Genomic DNA, 14,364 nt, shown 5'->3' with positions numbered 1-14,364 from the left:
TACTTTATGTAACTACGCCTGCCTTACCAGAGCAATACCACCCGCCAACTCTTGCACCCGTATGCCGGACATGGCGCGCAGCATATCCAGGGCCAAATCCATATCGCTGATGGACAAGCTCAAGTACACCGGGCGGCTCTTCAAACTATCGCTGTAAATCACGATTTTTCCGGGCCGATAGCGGTTCAATTCTTCCACTACATCGGCCAGAGGCTGACCTTCAAAAGCCAGATAACCACGTCGCCAGGAACTGACCTGGTCCAGGTTAGGGCGCTGCACCGCGTGGATGCGCTCATAGTCGTAAACCGTTTGCTGGCCCGCCTGCAAAGTAACGGTTTGATTCGCCTGTACCTGGACCTGCCCTTGCAGGCACGTCACCGTTACGTTCTTCCCCGTGTAGCGCACGTTGAACTGCGCCTGTTGTGCTTGCATACGTCCTGGCCCAGCCTGGACGTGGAGGTGGCTGGTCGCTCCATCCAGCACCCGGATTTCGACTTCACCTTCAACAAGCTCAATACCTGCTCCCTGGGCGGTATCACGGCGGTTGATGCAAGTTTGCGTGTTCATCTGAATGGCAACGGCCTGCCCCAGTTGAATCTCGCGCTGCTCGCCCACCCCTGTTCGAAAATCCGATGTCAATTCCGTGAACGATGGCCACAAGCCCCAGGGCGGATGTACTACTCCCACCACCGCCAGGGCCGAGGCTGCAAAAGCTCCCCCCATGAAGGCGCGCCGGGCCGTAAATACGGGTGAGGCAGCGGGAGCTTTCCATTCCGGCAACAAGTCTCTGGCGGCCTGCAAACCCGGCGTTACCGTGTCCATCGTTACCGTCAACTCCTGCCAGGCCACACGATGTTCGGGACTTTGCTCCAGCCATTGCTGAAAGCTCTGCGCATCGGACTGCCGGGCACTGCCCGAATGCAGCCGCACCCACCATTGATTGGCTTGGGTACGCACGGCGTCAGACGGGAAGGAGGAAGAAGGACTCATGGGGCAAAACTTAAGCGTCGGTAAGGCTGTCGGAGACGCTGACACCCACAGCATCATTGAATTGTTCCGCGCAACGCAGTCGCAAATAGTCCAGCGCGCGCATCATTTCCTTGTTCACCAGGGAAACCGAAATATTGTACTGTTTGGCGATCTGGGCATAGGTCAGACCATCTACCCGCGAAGCCATCAAAATCGTGCGCTGACGAATCGGCATGTCCTGCAGCACAGCCAGCAATTGCGCCGTCGTGATGCGCGCCCAGGCACAACGCTGGGTATCGTAGGTGTCATCGGCAATATGGCTCAAGGCGTCCAGATCCATGGCAGTCAGCAAGCTGTTGCGCTGTTTGTAGGAATCAATGGCGATATGGGTGGCCATGCGCAGCAAGTAGGCTTCGTCATTGTTCACCGATACTCCATTGCCTACCCCCCCTATCCGTATCCAGGTTTCCTGCAAGGCATCCGCCGCATCTTCACGCGAACCTATCGTGCGCTCCAGCCGCCGACGCAAATACGTGTAACGGGCGATCAGACTTTGGCGCAAACGGCTACGCAGTGCTTCGGACATGATCTACTTCCCGGCCTGCACAGGGCAGTCGTCACGCACATGGCCCGAGACGGGAGCCAGCAACAGGACCAAGGGTTGCGGCAGACTGGCATCCGGGGCCACGCCCATTGCCAGTGAGTCCAGCACCTGACTGATCGCCTGATCGCGGCTGGCCTGCCCGGTCGAGCCCAACAGGTGCACGCGTTCCACCTGCCCCTGCGGGTTCAGCCACAGCTGCATGGCCAGCCGGTATGCGCCGGGGCGGGTCTGGGGCGATCGGCACAAGGCATTACGCACGGTCTGCTGGACTCGGGTGACATAGGCACTGTAATCATGGGCACCATCACGCACGCCCGAGATGTGATTCAGATTCAAGGGGCGCTGACCAGTGGCCACTTTGCCCGGCCTGCTATCGGGCAAGCGGATCACAATCGAGCGGTTATCCACGTAATAGGCTTGCAAGCCCGAACCATGCAGCAAGGAGGACAAAGCTTGCTTGCGCGTCATTTCGCCGCGCACGGCTGGCATGGGTCGCTGCGGATCGGCACCGTCCAGCAGCACAGAGAGATCAGAACGTTGACCATACGCTTTCAAGGCCTGAGCCAAAGGCTGAGCCTGAATGTCGAAAGACAAACGTTCGGAAGAATTTAGCAGGGTGTCAGCATCAGACCGGGCAACTGCGAGACTTGCACAGGCAAATAACAAGAAAGCGCCGAGTAACACCGCCACACTGATCGCCACCTGAGTCATGGTCATGCGCACGTTAATAGGTCTAGCCGCGGCGTCGGACAGTGAAACGAAAAGGGGTGAGGCGAGGCGATTGTAGAAGTCCCCAATGACAACATAGTGACAGTTCCCGCCCGCTTTACGTGCCAAGCCACCTTAGCGCAGCACCAGCCAGGGCGTAGCGCCCTGCAGGTGTTCACGCATCTGTTCCAGGCTGCGCTCCAGCGCCTGAGCATCCTGGCGGTACAGATGAATCAAGGAAATCAGCGGCGAGCGGGTATCAATCAAATATTGATTCGCCCCGTTCAAGGCAGGCACACACAGCACAGGCCGGTCGGCCAGCAAGCGCCAGCGAAAGGTCAGGTCGCGCGTTTCTTTCAGATTGAAATGCCAGTGGCGCGAGACCTGCGCACGGCGTATCAAATTCTGGCTGACACCGACTGAGTGCAGGGTCTGGTGGCTGGGGATCAGGTCTGGATGAGGCAGGCAGTGTCGCAATAAATACGCGCACACTGCCGCCAGAGGGGAGGCATGGTAGATGGAGATGGAAGAAGTTTTGGCACTGAACCACGGCGTGGCTTCATGCTGCTTTTCCCAATGCGTACTGCTGATCCGCCACAATCGCATGCCACTCTCCTTCACCCGCCCTGCCCCTGGGCCTGCTGCCTGCTGCCTGCTGCCTGCTGCCTGCTGCCTGCTGCCTGCTGCCTGCTGCCTGCTGCCTGCAACATTTTGCCCGGTACAAACAGCCAGCATCACCCCCAGGGTTCAAGACTATGGGGTCTGCTGCAACAACTGACTCAACACCTTGCCATCCACGCTTACCGTATCGGCATCCAGCATGCCGGCCACATAGGCCTGCGTTGCTTCCTGCTGTCGCTGACGACGCAAGGCATCACGTAGCGCCGGCTTCACTTCCTCCAGCGAACGCACGCTAGCCGGGCGCAGATCAGTCAACTGCAGAATATGCACACCATCGGCCTGCACAATCGGATCACTCAGCTGGCCCGGTTCCAGCTTGGCAACCGTGGCACGCATGGCTGGCACCAACTGGCTAATCGGTAAAAAGCCATTGTCGCCACCCCGCTCGGCACTGATTTTCTCGTCCGAATGCTCTTTGGCCAGCGCCGCAAAATCCGCCTTGCCTTCGCGCATTTGCTTGACCCAGGCATCGGCCCGTTTCTTCGCTTGCGCCAAAGCCTGTTCGTCCTTGTCCGGCACGCTTAAAAAGATCTGGCTCAAGCGATACATGGCCGGCAACTGGAACTGATCCTGATTGGCCTGATAAGCCGTTTGCAGATCCTGCTCGGACGGGTAATCCGCTGCAGGTTCAGACACGGATTGCAGATAGCTGCGCAGGATCACCTGATTCTGCGCTTCTTCAATGGCACTGCGTATCTCGGGCTTCTTGTCCCATTCCTGAGCCTTGGCCTGCTCTACCACGGCTTTCTCGGCCAGGCGGCTGCGCAGCCACTGCTCCAGCACCACGCGATCATTACGCATGGCTTCACGCTGTGCTGCGGGCAAAACCTGCAGGAACTGCTGTAACTCGTCCTGGCTGACCACCACCTGTCCCAGCGTGGCGACCGCAGGCGTCGCAGCACTGCTTTTTGCCGTCGATGCCGGAGCGCTGCTTTGTTGCCCGGCAGCTTGCGGCTGCTGGGCTTGAGCATCGCCATTTTTCCCACAACCCACCAACAGGGCCGACAGGCTCAGAGCCAGCACACTTTGCAGCAGAAATTTGGGGTGTGTCATCGTGCTCACCTGGTTCAAGCTTGTGCCGCTTCAGTTTGTTCAGCGTCGACAGGCGCAGTAGTCTCTTGGGCTACTTCTGGCTGAACAGCAACCGCTTCACCCTTGTCGGCACTCTGGGCTTCATTATTCGCCGCCGCATGCTGACGCAAAAACAGCAGGCATTCCTGCAACAAGCGGTCCCACAATTCAGCGGTAGCTTGCAGGTAGCTTGGTGCAACGCCACCGGCCACGATAACGTCCATTTCCAGCACCAGAAACTCGCCTTGTACCGCTAGGCGAGCAAAACGCTTGCCAATATTCCAGGCCGATTCGATACCGGCAGGCATCTCGCCTTGAACGCGCAAAGCGCAGCTCAAGGTGTAATCCAGTGCCTGGTCCGCCTCATGCGCAGGATTACCCAGGCGCAGCGCAAAACCAATGCCTTGCGAAGCCGACAAGAGCTGGCGATTCCCAGCCTGCTCGGACTCGGTCACGCGATAGCCCATCTGTTGCAACAACTCCTGCAATTGCTTCAAGGAGACGGATTGGATGGTTTGGGAGTCAGTCATACATATTCCTTGTGGGTATCAATCAATAAGGCTCAGGGCGCGACAGGCGGCTGTTCCGACGACGTGGCACCGGGCGTGTACAAGCCGTCATAAAGCTTGTCGCCCAGCGCCTGCGCGTGCTCGTCGAACTTCACGCGTGCAGAGCCGGCCAGCGGTTGTCGGATCTTGAGCAAGTCGCCCGTGCTGAACTGCTCATACGCCGCCAGGATTTCTTTCCCGGCTGCATACAATTCCTTGTTTTTTGCCGTGCACAGTCCCAGTTCCTCTTCGCGCTGGGCCAGACTGGACGCCAGGCTGGCACGCTGCGTTTCAGTGGCACGAGCTTGCACCTGCAAGGTTTCAAACTCGTTACGCGCACGGCCTAATTGCGATTGCGCTGCCGCCACTTGCTGACGCGCAGAGGTCTTGATGCCCTCCTGCTCGTCTTGCAAGCTTTGCGCCTGCTTGCTGGCCTTGTCCAAACGGGCCTTCAGTTGCTCGACCTCCTTGCGGGCCGCATCACGTTCGGTTTCTGCAGCCGTCTTAGCGGCCGTCAACTGCGCTTGCTGGCTTTGCAACTGCTGCAATTGCTGCGTGCTGGAGCGCAACTGCGTGCGCAGCCGCTCCTCCATATCCGATTTTTGTGCCATGGCTGGGCCAGCCCATTGGCCCAGGCCCGCCAGCAGCAGCGCGCCCAGCGTCATGAGAAAAGGCTTGCGCCCACTTGGCTGCACACACGGCTTCCAGGATGAGTTCAATATCTTCATGGCTTAGAACCTGGCGTTAAGTTCAAGCTGGATGATGTCGATAGACAGCGGTGCGCCATAGACTTCCTTGGAGCTGCTCCAGCGCAGATGGCCGGTTACGTTCTTCTCGAAGGCATAACCTGCACCCAGGAAGTAGCCACGTGCATTGGTGCCACCCAAGTGGAAGGAAGAGTCGTTATAGCCATCAGGCATGGCATCCGGTTCGATGTACTTGTAGCCCGCAAAAGCCAGCCAATCGCCCTTGTCCTTCAAGCCCAGGCTGCTGCCCAAGGTCGCTTGAACCATCCAGGCATTGCCGCCGCTTTCGATACCCGTCGGGTTACCGGAGGCATCGTAAGTACCGTTGGAGGCGATGTTGTGCAGACCACCAGCACGATCCGCCATCTTGTTGCTGTCGTAAGCCAGGTTACGCACGTAATTACCGGCCAAACGCAGGTTCAAGCCATTCATGACTTCGGTATCCCAGCGCATGTTCACGTCCAGCAAGTTGAACTTGGAGGCCAGGCCCACGTATTGCCATTCGTTCCAGTTCTTGGGATCTGCCGACCACTGACGGATGTCACGCAAGAGGAAGACGGTATTGCCCTTTTGCATGAAGGCCGGACGCGACCAGTCTGTGTCACACACATCGCTGGACGAGTACAAAGTACACGCGCTGGAGCGCTGGCCGGCGATATTGTCAAAGTGGTAGTACGCTACGCTGCCGCGCAGATTGTTGCGCTGGTTGATCTTCCATTCAGCACCGATCTGCGCACCCAACAGCCATTTGTTTTCGCTGGAGCCTTCGGACAGGCTGTTGCGATCCCATGGCGTGTTGGCGTATTCCAGCGCATAGGCACCCAGATTGCCAAAGACGGTCACTGGACGATCCGACATCGCGTGCTTGAAGGCAGCAGAAATCCCATCGACATTCAAGTCAGACGACCACAGCAGATCCGTGGAGTCAAAGGGGCTGGAGGCGCGACCCGCCACAATAGTGGCCCAATCGGTAGGACGGTAAGACAAGTAGGCCTGATCCAGCCACAGGTGCTTCTTGCCCATGCCGTTGCCCAGCGTATCGGAAGTGGACACCGGATTGTCATCGCTGCCCGTGGCCAGGCGGATACCGGCCTCCCAACGCTCGGACAGCGTCGCTTTCACACCCAGACGAGCACGGATACGCCACAGGTTGCGGCGATCCTGGCGACTGTTCAGATAAGGAATCTTCAAACCATAGGGCTTGTTTTCGACCACGGTAGGAATGGGGCCGTTGTCGTTCCACTTCGCAAAGTTGATCAACTCGTTACTGTTCGCGCCATCCATCAGGCGCGACTCGTTACGCACGCGTACATCGCCTTCAACCGTGATGCGCGACACCCAGTCCGGGAAGGTGTTGGGCTGGGCCCAGTTCTCGGCCTTGGCTTGCGACATCACTTCATTCTTCACTTCTTCACGGATCTGCTCACGCACCGTCTCCGGGATGTACGTGACACGCACATCACCTGGCCGGGCCTGGGCGGCACCTGCTGCACCAATATCGGCTTTACGAGCCTGGGCCGCTTCCGCCTCGGCCTGAGCCACCAGGGCATCGGCCTGAGCCTGGGGCAAGACGCCTTGCTGCACCAGCAGACGAATCAGGTTAACGGTGGCGTTCTGGGATGGCGCCTGAGCCAGCACAGGGCCAGCGGTGCAGGTCAAGGCCAGCGCCACCGCGCAAGCCAGCCGACTAGGATGGGTTTTCATGAAAAGCGCACTCCAAATCATTCGGTCAAAAAAGGCAGACAATCAACTGGGCCTACGACCCGTTACCTGGGCTCGGATAGGCATGCTTACCGACGCCGGTGGCCGCTCGCTCAAGCGCCCGACTTCACGCAAGGCAGCTACCAAGGCCTCATCAATCTCGGTATCGCCCGAGGACTGCGCCAGGGCGACACGGGTAATGGACCCGTCTTCGGTCAACCACAACTGCACCTGAACGCGGTAGACCAAGTTGCGGGTGCGGCTGTCCTCACGCAGGATTTTTTGCAGCGCATAGGCCAGGTACTGGCTATAGGTGGCATTGCCTGCACGGCCACCGCCACTGCCGCCCATGCCTCGTCCCTGTCCGGCACTGATGTTGAAACTGTCAGTACCGGCCTGGGCGTCGCTGTCCATTTGCATCGGGTCTGACAAATCGTCCGATGGCGTAGGTGGCGCTTCATCCTGCGGCTGGGGCTCTTCAACCGGCGTAGGCTCGGGTTCAGGCTCCGGCTCGACCACTTCCTCTTCTTTGGGCTCTTCAGGTTCCGGTGGCGGCTCGGGTTCGGGCGGCGGTGGAGGCGGTGGCGGCAAAGGAATCAACATGGGCTCTTTGGGCACCTGGCGCTTGATCCCTGCCATGTCGTTGGCCCATTTCCAGACCCACCAGCCCAGCAGCGCCACCAGCACCACAACCAGCACCCTGATGGCCAGCCGACGCCAGCGTGCGCGTTGGTTGGCTTGCGGTTTGGATGAGTTTGGCAACATCGTTAGAACACCAATTAACTTACTGAGGTTTGCCGGTCACCAGACCGACCTGGGACAGTTCCAAGCGCCGCAACACATCCAGCACTTCCACCACTTTCTGGTACTGCACAATGCTGTCGCCGCGCACAATGACCGGGAAATCCGGATTCAGGGCTTTCTCGGTACGCAAGCGGTCTTCCAGCTCGGGCAGGGTCACCGGATAGGCATCCAGAAACACCTGGCCCGCTTCGTTCACGGAGATGGCTTTGGTTTTGGGTTGAACCAGGGACACGGTGGAACTGGCCTTGGGCAAATTCACCTGAATGCCGGAAATTTGTGCGGTGGCGGTCAGGATGAACATGACCAGCACCACCATCAGCACATCAACCAGCGGGGTAATGTTGATGCCGTCAACGGCTGCGCCGTCATCGTCGTCGTCTCGTAGGGCTGCCATGTCCGTTCCTTATGCCGAGCCAGCAGCCTGGGCGTGGGCCAGATCAAGGTCAGCGCCTTGAGCCAATGCCGCCTCGTGCTTGTCGTGTTTGGTTTTGCCGGGCGCGCTGTTCTGGCCATGGATTTCAGCCAAGCGAGTCACAAACTCGTCCACAAACACACGCATATCCGCGCTGACATCTTTATTGCGGCCAATCAGGCGGTTGTAGCCAAACAGGGCCGGAATCGCGACGAACAGACCCATTGCAGTCGCCAGCAAGGCAGCAGCCATACCGGGAGCAATTGCATTGATGTTCACATCACCTGCCATCGCGGTTCCCAGGAACACCACCATGATCCCCAGCACCGTGCCAAGCAGACCGATATAAGGGCCACCGGCAATCGCGTTGGACAAAATGCCCAGACGTGCACCCAGTGCCTGATTTTCTTGTGTGCGAACACCGTCCATGGAAGCGCGGATGGCTTCGATGGTGTTGGGAGACAAGGCCTTCATGCCTTGGGCCTGACGGTTGTGCAGCTCTTTCACCCCCATGCGGTACAGGCGCCACAAAGAGGAATGAGCAAAGTTCTGTTCGGCCTTGGCGTCGGTCTGTACCGCATCCAGCTTGCCGCCGGACTCACCAAATGCAGCACGGAACTGACGGTTGGCTTCTTGTACACGGCCCACCTGACGGCTCTTGCGGTACATGATGACCCAGGACTGGAACATCATGAATACCAGCACGGCGATCACAATCCAGGCGTCCATCGGGACGGCTTTCAGCAGAAAGCCCAGAGCACCGAAACCGAAGCCGGACTGCTCTTCATCCGCACCGTACGCAATCAGGCGAGACTCGGCTCCTTGTGCCAGTGCATCGGCGTAAATCAGGGCAGCAGGTCGGGCAGTTTTGGACAAGCGCAGCTCGTCGATCGCGCCAACAAAGGGCGCATAGTTAGCGACTGGAGCGGCGACAGGCGCTGTGGCCTCGGCACCGGCAGAGACAGTTGCACCGGGCGTGGCACCTTCAGCGCCAACTACTTCAGCCGCCACAGGAGCAGGCGCGGCCAGCAAAGTGCCGGGGACATCACCACCCAAAGCGGCAACCGTGCTCAGCGGTGGCAGGCTGGCATTCAGGGAAGCCGTGGCGCGGCCCTGGACGTACAGAATCACTTGGCTGCCATCGGCTGTCACGGCCAGGTGCTGCCAGGTGCTGGGCGACAAGGGGGCACCGGCAGGACTGCGTTGGCCATTGATCTCAACAAAGGGCACGCCCTGGTCCAGACCGATCAGAAAGCTGTTGGCACCATCACGACGGGCATAGACCAATTGCTGGCCTTGGGGCTGATCTGCACGCACCCAGGCGCTGAAAGAAAAAGCACCGGCTGCTGGCACGGCCAGGGAAGGACTGGCAGGCAGCATCAAGGGCGCTGTACCCACAAACTGGGCGGCACGTCCGGACACGCCGTCAATCACGCCCGCTGGGGCTGTTTGAGCGTGGTTGATGTACGCCGTACTGTCACGCGAAGGTGCACCAGCGGCGCCATCAAAGTGGTAGACCAGGGTGTAGTTGGGATCGAAGGTAATCTGGCCATTGGAAGCCACCGGGGCTTTCTCGTTGCCGTAGTACATCCAGATATCCTGCTTCTGGCTGGCCATCACCTCAGGAATATCCACCCAGATCAGCGCCATGCCCATCAAGGGGTCAAAGCTCTCGATCTGGTGGTTCAGCACGGTCTGATCATCACCGGACACAAAGCGCAGGTCCGAGCCATTTTCATTGGTGCCATCAAAGGAAAAATTGCCGGTATGCAGGCGCACCAGCAAGGGGGTGCGGCCTACGTTTTCGCTGATGGCCGCGCCTTCAGGCGTAGTATCAACAGAGATTTGCTTGCGGTACTGCCAATCAGGCTGCCACCAGGCCTGCGCCACGGCGGGTAGCCAGCCCACCATCATGGCGAGCATCAAAAGAAGAAGGCGTTTCATGATCGAATTACTCCGGGAACAAAATCAGGCAGATTGTTCTGGCTAAGGGGGTCAGAAGGAGGCGCGCAGGCTGAAGTGCACACGCGGATCGTGTCGTTCGGTGTTGACGCCTTGCGTCAGGGGATAAGCCCAGTCGGCATGCAGGGACAGCCAGTCAAACATTTGCAGACGCGTACCGATGCCCACACTGGCCAGATGAAAGCTGGACTCTTGCTCAGGCAGGGGATCACGCAAGCGCAAACGTGCAACGTCGCTGAAGGCGTAGAAGCGCCACTCGTTAACCGAGGGGCCAATCCAGCGGGCCAGCGAGGGGGTGCGCAGCTCGACGCTGGCCATCCAGCCATCGTCTGCACTGCGCTCAGCGGCCAGATAACCGCGCACGCTGGTCGCGCCACCGGCCGAAAATTGTTCGTTGGAAACCAGAGCGCCTGAACCAATCTGAAAGCCCACTCGGCCATAGGCCTGCCAGTCTTTGGCAAAAGTTTCGGTGTGGTTCAGATCGCCCTTGAACACCATGAAACTGGGGCTGGCCATCCAGCGCTTGTAGTCGAACTCTTCCCATTCGCTGTTCAGGCCAAACAGGCTGCGGCTGGCGCCCGTCAAGGTCAGGCCGACACTGGTTTGCGAGTCTTCGGTATAGCGGTAGCCGTTGTAGGCCAACGTGAAGGGCAGATACGTCAGCGGCACGCGGTCACTGGTCTCACCAAAACGGGTTTGCTCTTCAAAATCCTTGTAGTCCATGCCAATCGAGGCGGTGTGATACCAGGAGCCGGACTGCGGAAAGGTGTAGGTGGCATGAATGCCGTAGGACTGGCCCTTGCCCAGCACATTGGTGCCGCCAACAGTCGAGACATCGCTGTCAGACTTGTAGCCAGAGAACGCCAGGCTCCAGCGCGGGGACAAAGGCATGGTGTAGGCCGCCGACCAGACCTTGGCATCCTGCATGTCACGCGGAGCCGTGAAGTAGGTCAGGGAGAAGGTATGGCCGCTTTGCCAAAGATTGTCGTGGCCAAGAGTGACCATGCCACGCAGCTTGCTGGTGTCGGCGCTGTAATCATTGTTCAAGCCCACACTGGCACTCCAGGGGCTTTTGTCGTCAACGCGCAGATCCACGTCCATGGTGCCGGGCACACGCCCTTCTTTCACCATGGGCATGACCTGACGGCTGGCACCGCGATTGAGCTCCGCCAGTTCCGCCTGCGCCTTGCTGAAATCTGGCACCTGACCTTCTTGCAAGGACGGCACGCCGTCACGGATGGCCAGCGGCGAATAGTGTTCAGCACCGACCACGCGCACACGGCCTACCTTGGTTTCCGTGACCTGGAAAAACACCACGCCATCAGCCACGGCCTGCTCGGGCAGGTCCACGTAAACCGACTGATAGCCCTGCGCGTTATAGACTTCCTGCAAGGCGTCGCGCGCTTTTTCAATATCCTCAAGGCTGCGCTCGGGGCCTAAAAAGGGGTAGACCGCTTTTTCAATGCTGCGGGCATCCAGCACGGTATTGCCACGCACAATGTATTCATTGATGTTGACCTTGCCCTGAGCCTGCGCAAAGGCACTATGAGGCAGCAACAAAGCCAGCGCCATCACTGGCGCAGCACAAAAGGGGTGGCCCCTCCACCCGGACAAACGGACGTTGCGCCCTGAAATTTCTGCTGGCATCACGATGCTTCCGATCCTCAATCTGATGAGCGCTGTGTCGGTGTGCCCCTGCTGGGACGACACGCCGCGCGACTCGTTGACATCTAGACGCAGCAGAAATCGAAAACTTTCGTTTGTAACAAAAACTTCATAATTCTTTCTGGACGGCGGGGGTCAAACAGGAAGACTCGTCCCCAACGGCACGATGTGCCTGCCCCCATGACAGCGGCAAAATACGCCGCCTTTGTCATGAAAACTTCACCCAGAAAAGTGAAGGCTTGCGCTAGGGTGTGTGGAACCCGAACGCCGTTATGGTGTGACTTCTTTTTATTGGCACCACCCTATGCGCCCTCTCCTTTTCTTCTTATTGTTTTTGGTTCAGGCAGGCAGCATGGCCCAGCAAAACACGCAGATTGAAGGCGCAAAAAAGCCCCCGTCCGATGTGTCTCCCGGCTGTGTCAGTGTAGTAGTGGATGGACAGGCGGCCCTGTCCTACGATTGCTTGAGCCAGCAAATGCAGCCCAAAGCAGGCACAACACCCGGCGCGCCAGGACTAGGGTCTGAAGCCATCATCCAGAAAGGCCCGAATGCAATGGGTTTGGTCAATCCGGCAACAAGCAGCAATCGGATGGGCTCGAACTTCGGGACCTCGGCTTATCCGCAACGACCGCCACGGCCATCAGCGCCTTCGCCTTTTGCGCCGCCGAATCCCTGAGAAAGCAGCCGGCCCCAAGTAAACCTGTTTGAATATAAAAAAGCCCCACACAAATCGGTCCCGTGTCCGATTTATGTGGGGCTTCTGCTAGCGCTGACTGACTCCAGCCCCTCAGGTAAAAAAGCCTGAGATGATGTGTTTTTTCTAACTGCGCTGATACTGCAAACAACGCCCCTTGTAAGACACCTCCTTGCCTTCGGGCATCAAAATGGGGCGATCGCGCAAGCAGACCTGTCGCACCAGCTCAAAACCGTAGCGCGACATTTCCTGAGTAAATTTGTTGCGATGCCCCCGGTCCGGGTCTACTACCCAGACCTCGGCCTGCTTCTTCGCACGCTGGTCTACCAGTTGGGCTAATTGGGCGGGCGTATTCCCTTCATACAACAGGTCACTGCCCACGATCAGGTCATAACGCTGCCGGGCGGGTTTCAGCCCCAAAGAAGCCAATAAATCAGGGCAAGATTGCTCCCCCCACTGGGCATGGACATACGGCAGATCGGACAAGCCATTCAAAGCCTGATTCAGCTTCAGGAAATGCGGCACCATGGGATGGCAATCGCTGGCGTGGATTTGCGCGCCACGTTTATGCATCACCAGACTGGTCAGGCCCAATCCGCAGCCCAGTTCCAGAATGCTTTCATCCGCCCGAATGGGACGATTTTTCAATTTGCGCGCCAGTTGAATGCTGGACGGCCATACCAGGCCAAACAAGGGCCAGACAGCCGGGCCTATGCCCAGAGACTGTGCATGTCCCAACGGGTCAGCATATTGCATGTGATCGGCCAAGGAACGAATACGTAACGATTCTCTGGGCGAGATTCGTATATGCTGGAGACGGGTTTTTAACTTGGCGGGCGTGGATGAGGTCGAGCCATATAAGTCTGACATAGACTGATGATCGTCCATATCGACACAAAAAGCGAATTTTGGCTTATTTTGCTGTGGTTTACACTATAGATAGCCGAATTTAAACGAATTTTCGCCCAACACCATTGATAAGGACCGCTATTGTTCAAAGACCTGATTAAAGACCTTGACGACCATTCCATCGTGGAACCTGACATTTTTCTGGACGTACCCTTCGTCCCCAGCGACGACCGCGTCATCGACACCATGCTGCAACTGGCTCAAACCGGGCGCAAGGACGTCTTGTATGACCTGGGCTGTGGCGATGGGCGCATTGTTATTGCGGCCGCCAAAAAATACCACTGCACCAGCATAGGCGTCGAACTGGACCCGCTGCGCGTTGCCGATGCCATGGAGCAAGCCGGCCATGCCGGCGTGGAGTATCTGGTGGACTTTGTGGAAGAGGATCTGTTTACCGCAGACTTCAGCCAGGCCACCATCGTGACGCTGTACTTGATGGACACCATCAATGCCATCCTGCGCCCACGCTTGTTGCAGGAGCTGCGACCCGGTGCGCGCATTGTGTCGCACGCCTTTGATATGGGAGACTGGGAAGCCGACGAGATCCTGCATGTAGGCGGCATCAAAATCTACAAATGGATTGTGCCCGCGCAGGTGGCCGGTGAATGGGAATGGGAAGGTCTGGACGGGACGGACTACCGCTTGCAGCTCAAGCAGCGGTATCAGGATGTCAGCGGGAAAATCTGGATGAATGGCAAGCCCGCTCTGCTGACTGATCTTTATCTGTCCGGCGATTGTCTGGAACTAAGTGCACAGGCCGACGACTCCTCGCCCGTAATCAGCTCCCATCTGTACTTCGACCACCAGGAGCTGCTGTCCGTGGAAGAGGTGGAAGCAGAGGACTGATTCCACAAACCTCTGCTTCGCAATATCAAGCCCTGGCATCAGAC

General features: G+C 58.3%; 15 protein-coding genes. 2 read left to right on the top strand and 13 right to left on the bottom strand.

Translation table 11 applies throughout. From position 1 onward, the window contains the following. Nucleotides 1-12: 12 nt before the first annotated feature. The 12 genes from KOE80_RS02675 to KOE80_RS02620 all read right to left on the bottom strand — a co-directional run bounded on the left by KOE80_RS02675 (nucleotide 13) and on the right by KOE80_RS02620 (nucleotide 11,778). On the bottom strand, nucleotides 13-990 hold the full coding sequence (locus tag KOE80_RS02675) for a FecR family protein (protein ID WP_226348289.1): 978 nt from the start codon (nucleotides 988-990) through the stop codon (nucleotides 13-15). Nucleotides 991-1,000: 10 nt separating this feature from the next. Further along, nucleotides 1,001-1,555 (bottom strand): RNA polymerase sigma factor, encoded by a 555-nt coding sequence (locus KOE80_RS02670; protein WP_226348288.1) that lies wholly within the window; start codon nucleotides 1,553-1,555, stop codon nucleotides 1,001-1,003. Nucleotides 1,556-1,558: 3 nt separating this feature from the next. Further along, the gene (locus KOE80_RS02665) at nucleotides 1,559-2,290 is read right to left on the bottom strand and encodes an STN domain-containing protein (protein WP_026483708.1); all 732 of its coding nucleotides are present in this window, start codon (nucleotides 2,288-2,290) and stop codon (nucleotides 1,559-1,561) included. Between the two features lie 126 nt (nucleotides 2,291-2,416). After that, nucleotides 2,417-2,887: a hypothetical protein gene (locus tag KOE80_RS02660; RefSeq protein WP_226348287.1), complete on the bottom strand. Its 471-nt coding sequence runs from the start codon at nucleotides 2,885-2,887 to the stop codon at nucleotides 2,417-2,419. A gap of 147 nt (nucleotides 2,888-3,034) precedes the next feature. Further along, nucleotides 3,035-4,015, bottom strand: a complete 981-nt coding sequence (locus KOE80_RS02655; RefSeq protein ID WP_137430600.1) for a peptidylprolyl isomerase — start codon at nucleotides 4,013-4,015, stop codon at nucleotides 3,035-3,037. Between the two features lie 14 nt (nucleotides 4,016-4,029). After that, on the bottom strand, nucleotides 4,030-4,563 hold the full coding sequence (locus KOE80_RS02650; protein WP_226348286.1) for a YbjN domain-containing protein: 534 nt from the start codon (nucleotides 4,561-4,563) through the stop codon (nucleotides 4,030-4,032). 32 nt (nucleotides 4,564-4,595) lie between these two features. Beyond that, nucleotides 4,596-5,246, bottom strand: coding sequence for a hypothetical protein (locus tag KOE80_RS02645; RefSeq protein WP_021447203.1), 651 nt, complete (start codon nucleotides 5,244-5,246; stop codon nucleotides 4,596-4,598). Between the two features lie 66 nt (nucleotides 5,247-5,312). Continuing rightward, nucleotides 5,313-7,031, bottom strand: a complete 1,719-nt coding sequence (locus KOE80_RS02640) for a putative porin (protein ID WP_137430599.1) — start codon at nucleotides 7,029-7,031, stop codon at nucleotides 5,313-5,315. A 42-nt stretch (nucleotides 7,032-7,073) separates the two neighbouring features. After that, on the bottom strand, nucleotides 7,074-7,793 hold the full coding sequence (locus KOE80_RS02635) for a TonB family protein (protein ID WP_035270206.1): 720 nt from the start codon (nucleotides 7,791-7,793) through the stop codon (nucleotides 7,074-7,076). Between the two features lie 19 nt (nucleotides 7,794-7,812). Next, on the bottom strand, nucleotides 7,813-8,226 hold the full coding sequence (locus KOE80_RS02630) for an ExbD/TolR family protein (protein WP_009461843.1): 414 nt from the start codon (nucleotides 8,224-8,226) through the stop codon (nucleotides 7,813-7,815). 9 nt (nucleotides 8,227-8,235) lie between these two features. Further along, nucleotides 8,236-10,188, bottom strand: coding sequence for a DUF2341 domain-containing protein (locus KOE80_RS02625; RefSeq protein WP_226348285.1), 1,953 nt, complete (start codon nucleotides 10,186-10,188; stop codon nucleotides 8,236-8,238). Between the two features lie 51 nt (nucleotides 10,189-10,239). Next, nucleotides 10,240-11,778 (bottom strand): ShlB/FhaC/HecB family hemolysin secretion/activation protein, encoded by a 1,539-nt coding sequence (locus KOE80_RS02620; RefSeq protein ID WP_021447205.1) that lies wholly within the window; start codon nucleotides 11,776-11,778, stop codon nucleotides 10,240-10,242. Nucleotides 11,779-12,223: 445 nt separating this feature from the next. On the opposite strand from KOE80_RS02620, the gene KOE80_RS02615 reads away from it, so the two are divergent. Further along, nucleotides 12,224-12,547, top strand: a complete 324-nt coding sequence (locus tag KOE80_RS02615) for a hypothetical protein (RefSeq protein WP_147293845.1) — start codon at nucleotides 12,224-12,226, stop codon at nucleotides 12,545-12,547. 144 nt (nucleotides 12,548-12,691) lie between these two features. Here KOE80_RS02615 and KOE80_RS02610 read toward each other — a convergent pair whose 3' ends face one another. After that, nucleotides 12,692-13,435, bottom strand: coding sequence for a class I SAM-dependent methyltransferase (locus KOE80_RS02610; RefSeq protein WP_051316297.1), 744 nt, complete (start codon nucleotides 13,433-13,435; stop codon nucleotides 12,692-12,694). 120 nt (nucleotides 13,436-13,555) lie between these two features. Between KOE80_RS02610 and KOE80_RS02605 the strand changes: the two genes are divergently transcribed. Continuing rightward, nucleotides 13,556-14,320 (top strand): class I SAM-dependent methyltransferase, encoded by a 765-nt coding sequence (locus KOE80_RS02605; RefSeq protein WP_086069042.1) that lies wholly within the window; start codon nucleotides 13,556-13,558, stop codon nucleotides 14,318-14,320. Nucleotides 14,321-14,364 lie beyond the last annotated feature (44 nt).

It is taken from the genome of Alcaligenes sp. 13f (genome assembly GCF_020496585.1).
Taxonomy (GTDB): Bacteria; Pseudomonadota; Gammaproteobacteria; order Burkholderiales; family Burkholderiaceae_B; genus Alcaligenes; species Alcaligenes phenolicus.
This window is presented reverse-complemented; position numbering and strand designations above follow the sequence as displayed.

Coding starts and splice junctions, on each gene's coding strand:
- KOE80_RS02650 (WP_226348286.1), bottom strand. CDS start 4,563: ATGACTGACTCCCAAACCATCCAATCCGTCTCCTTGAAGCAATTGCAG.
- KOE80_RS02635 (WP_035270206.1), bottom strand. CDS start 7,793: ATGTTGCCAAACTCATCCAAACCGCAAGCCAACCAACGCGCACGCTGG.
- KOE80_RS02610 (WP_051316297.1), bottom strand. CDS start 13,435: ATGTCAGACTTATATGGCTCGACCTCATCCACGCCCGCCAAGTTAAAA.
- KOE80_RS02630 (WP_009461843.1), bottom strand. CDS start 8,226: ATGGCAGCCCTACGAGACGACGACGATGACGGCGCAGCCGTTGACGGC.
- KOE80_RS02615 (WP_147293845.1), top strand. CDS start 12,224: ATGGCCCAGCAAAACACGCAGATTGAAGGCGCAAAAAAGCCCCCGTCC.
- KOE80_RS02620 (WP_021447205.1), bottom strand. CDS start 11,778: ATGGCGCTGGCTTTGTTGCTGCCTCATAGTGCCTTTGCGCAGGCTCAG.
- KOE80_RS02660 (WP_226348287.1), bottom strand. CDS start 2,887: ATGCGATTGTGGCGGATCAGCAGTACGCATTGGGAAAAGCAGCATGAA.
- KOE80_RS02655 (WP_137430600.1), bottom strand. CDS start 4,015: ATGACACACCCCAAATTTCTGCTGCAAAGTGTGCTGGCTCTGAGCCTG.
- KOE80_RS02670 (WP_226348288.1), bottom strand. CDS start 1,555: ATGTCCGAAGCACTGCGTAGCCGTTTGCGCCAAAGTCTGATCGCCCGT.
- KOE80_RS02665 (WP_026483708.1), bottom strand. CDS start 2,290: ATGACCATGACTCAGGTGGCGATCAGTGTGGCGGTGTTACTCGGCGCT.
- KOE80_RS02640 (WP_137430599.1), bottom strand. CDS start 7,031: ATGAAAACCCATCCTAGTCGGCTGGCTTGCGCGGTGGCGCTGGCCTTG.
- KOE80_RS02675 (WP_226348289.1), bottom strand. CDS start 990: ATGAGTCCTTCTTCCTCCTTCCCGTCTGACGCCGTGCGTACCCAAGCC.
- KOE80_RS02645 (WP_021447203.1), bottom strand. CDS start 5,246: ATGACGCTGGGCGCGCTGCTGCTGGCGGGCCTGGGCCAATGGGCTGGC.
- KOE80_RS02625 (WP_226348285.1), bottom strand. CDS start 10,188: ATGAAACGCCTTCTTCTTTTGATGCTCGCCATGATGGTGGGCTGGCTA.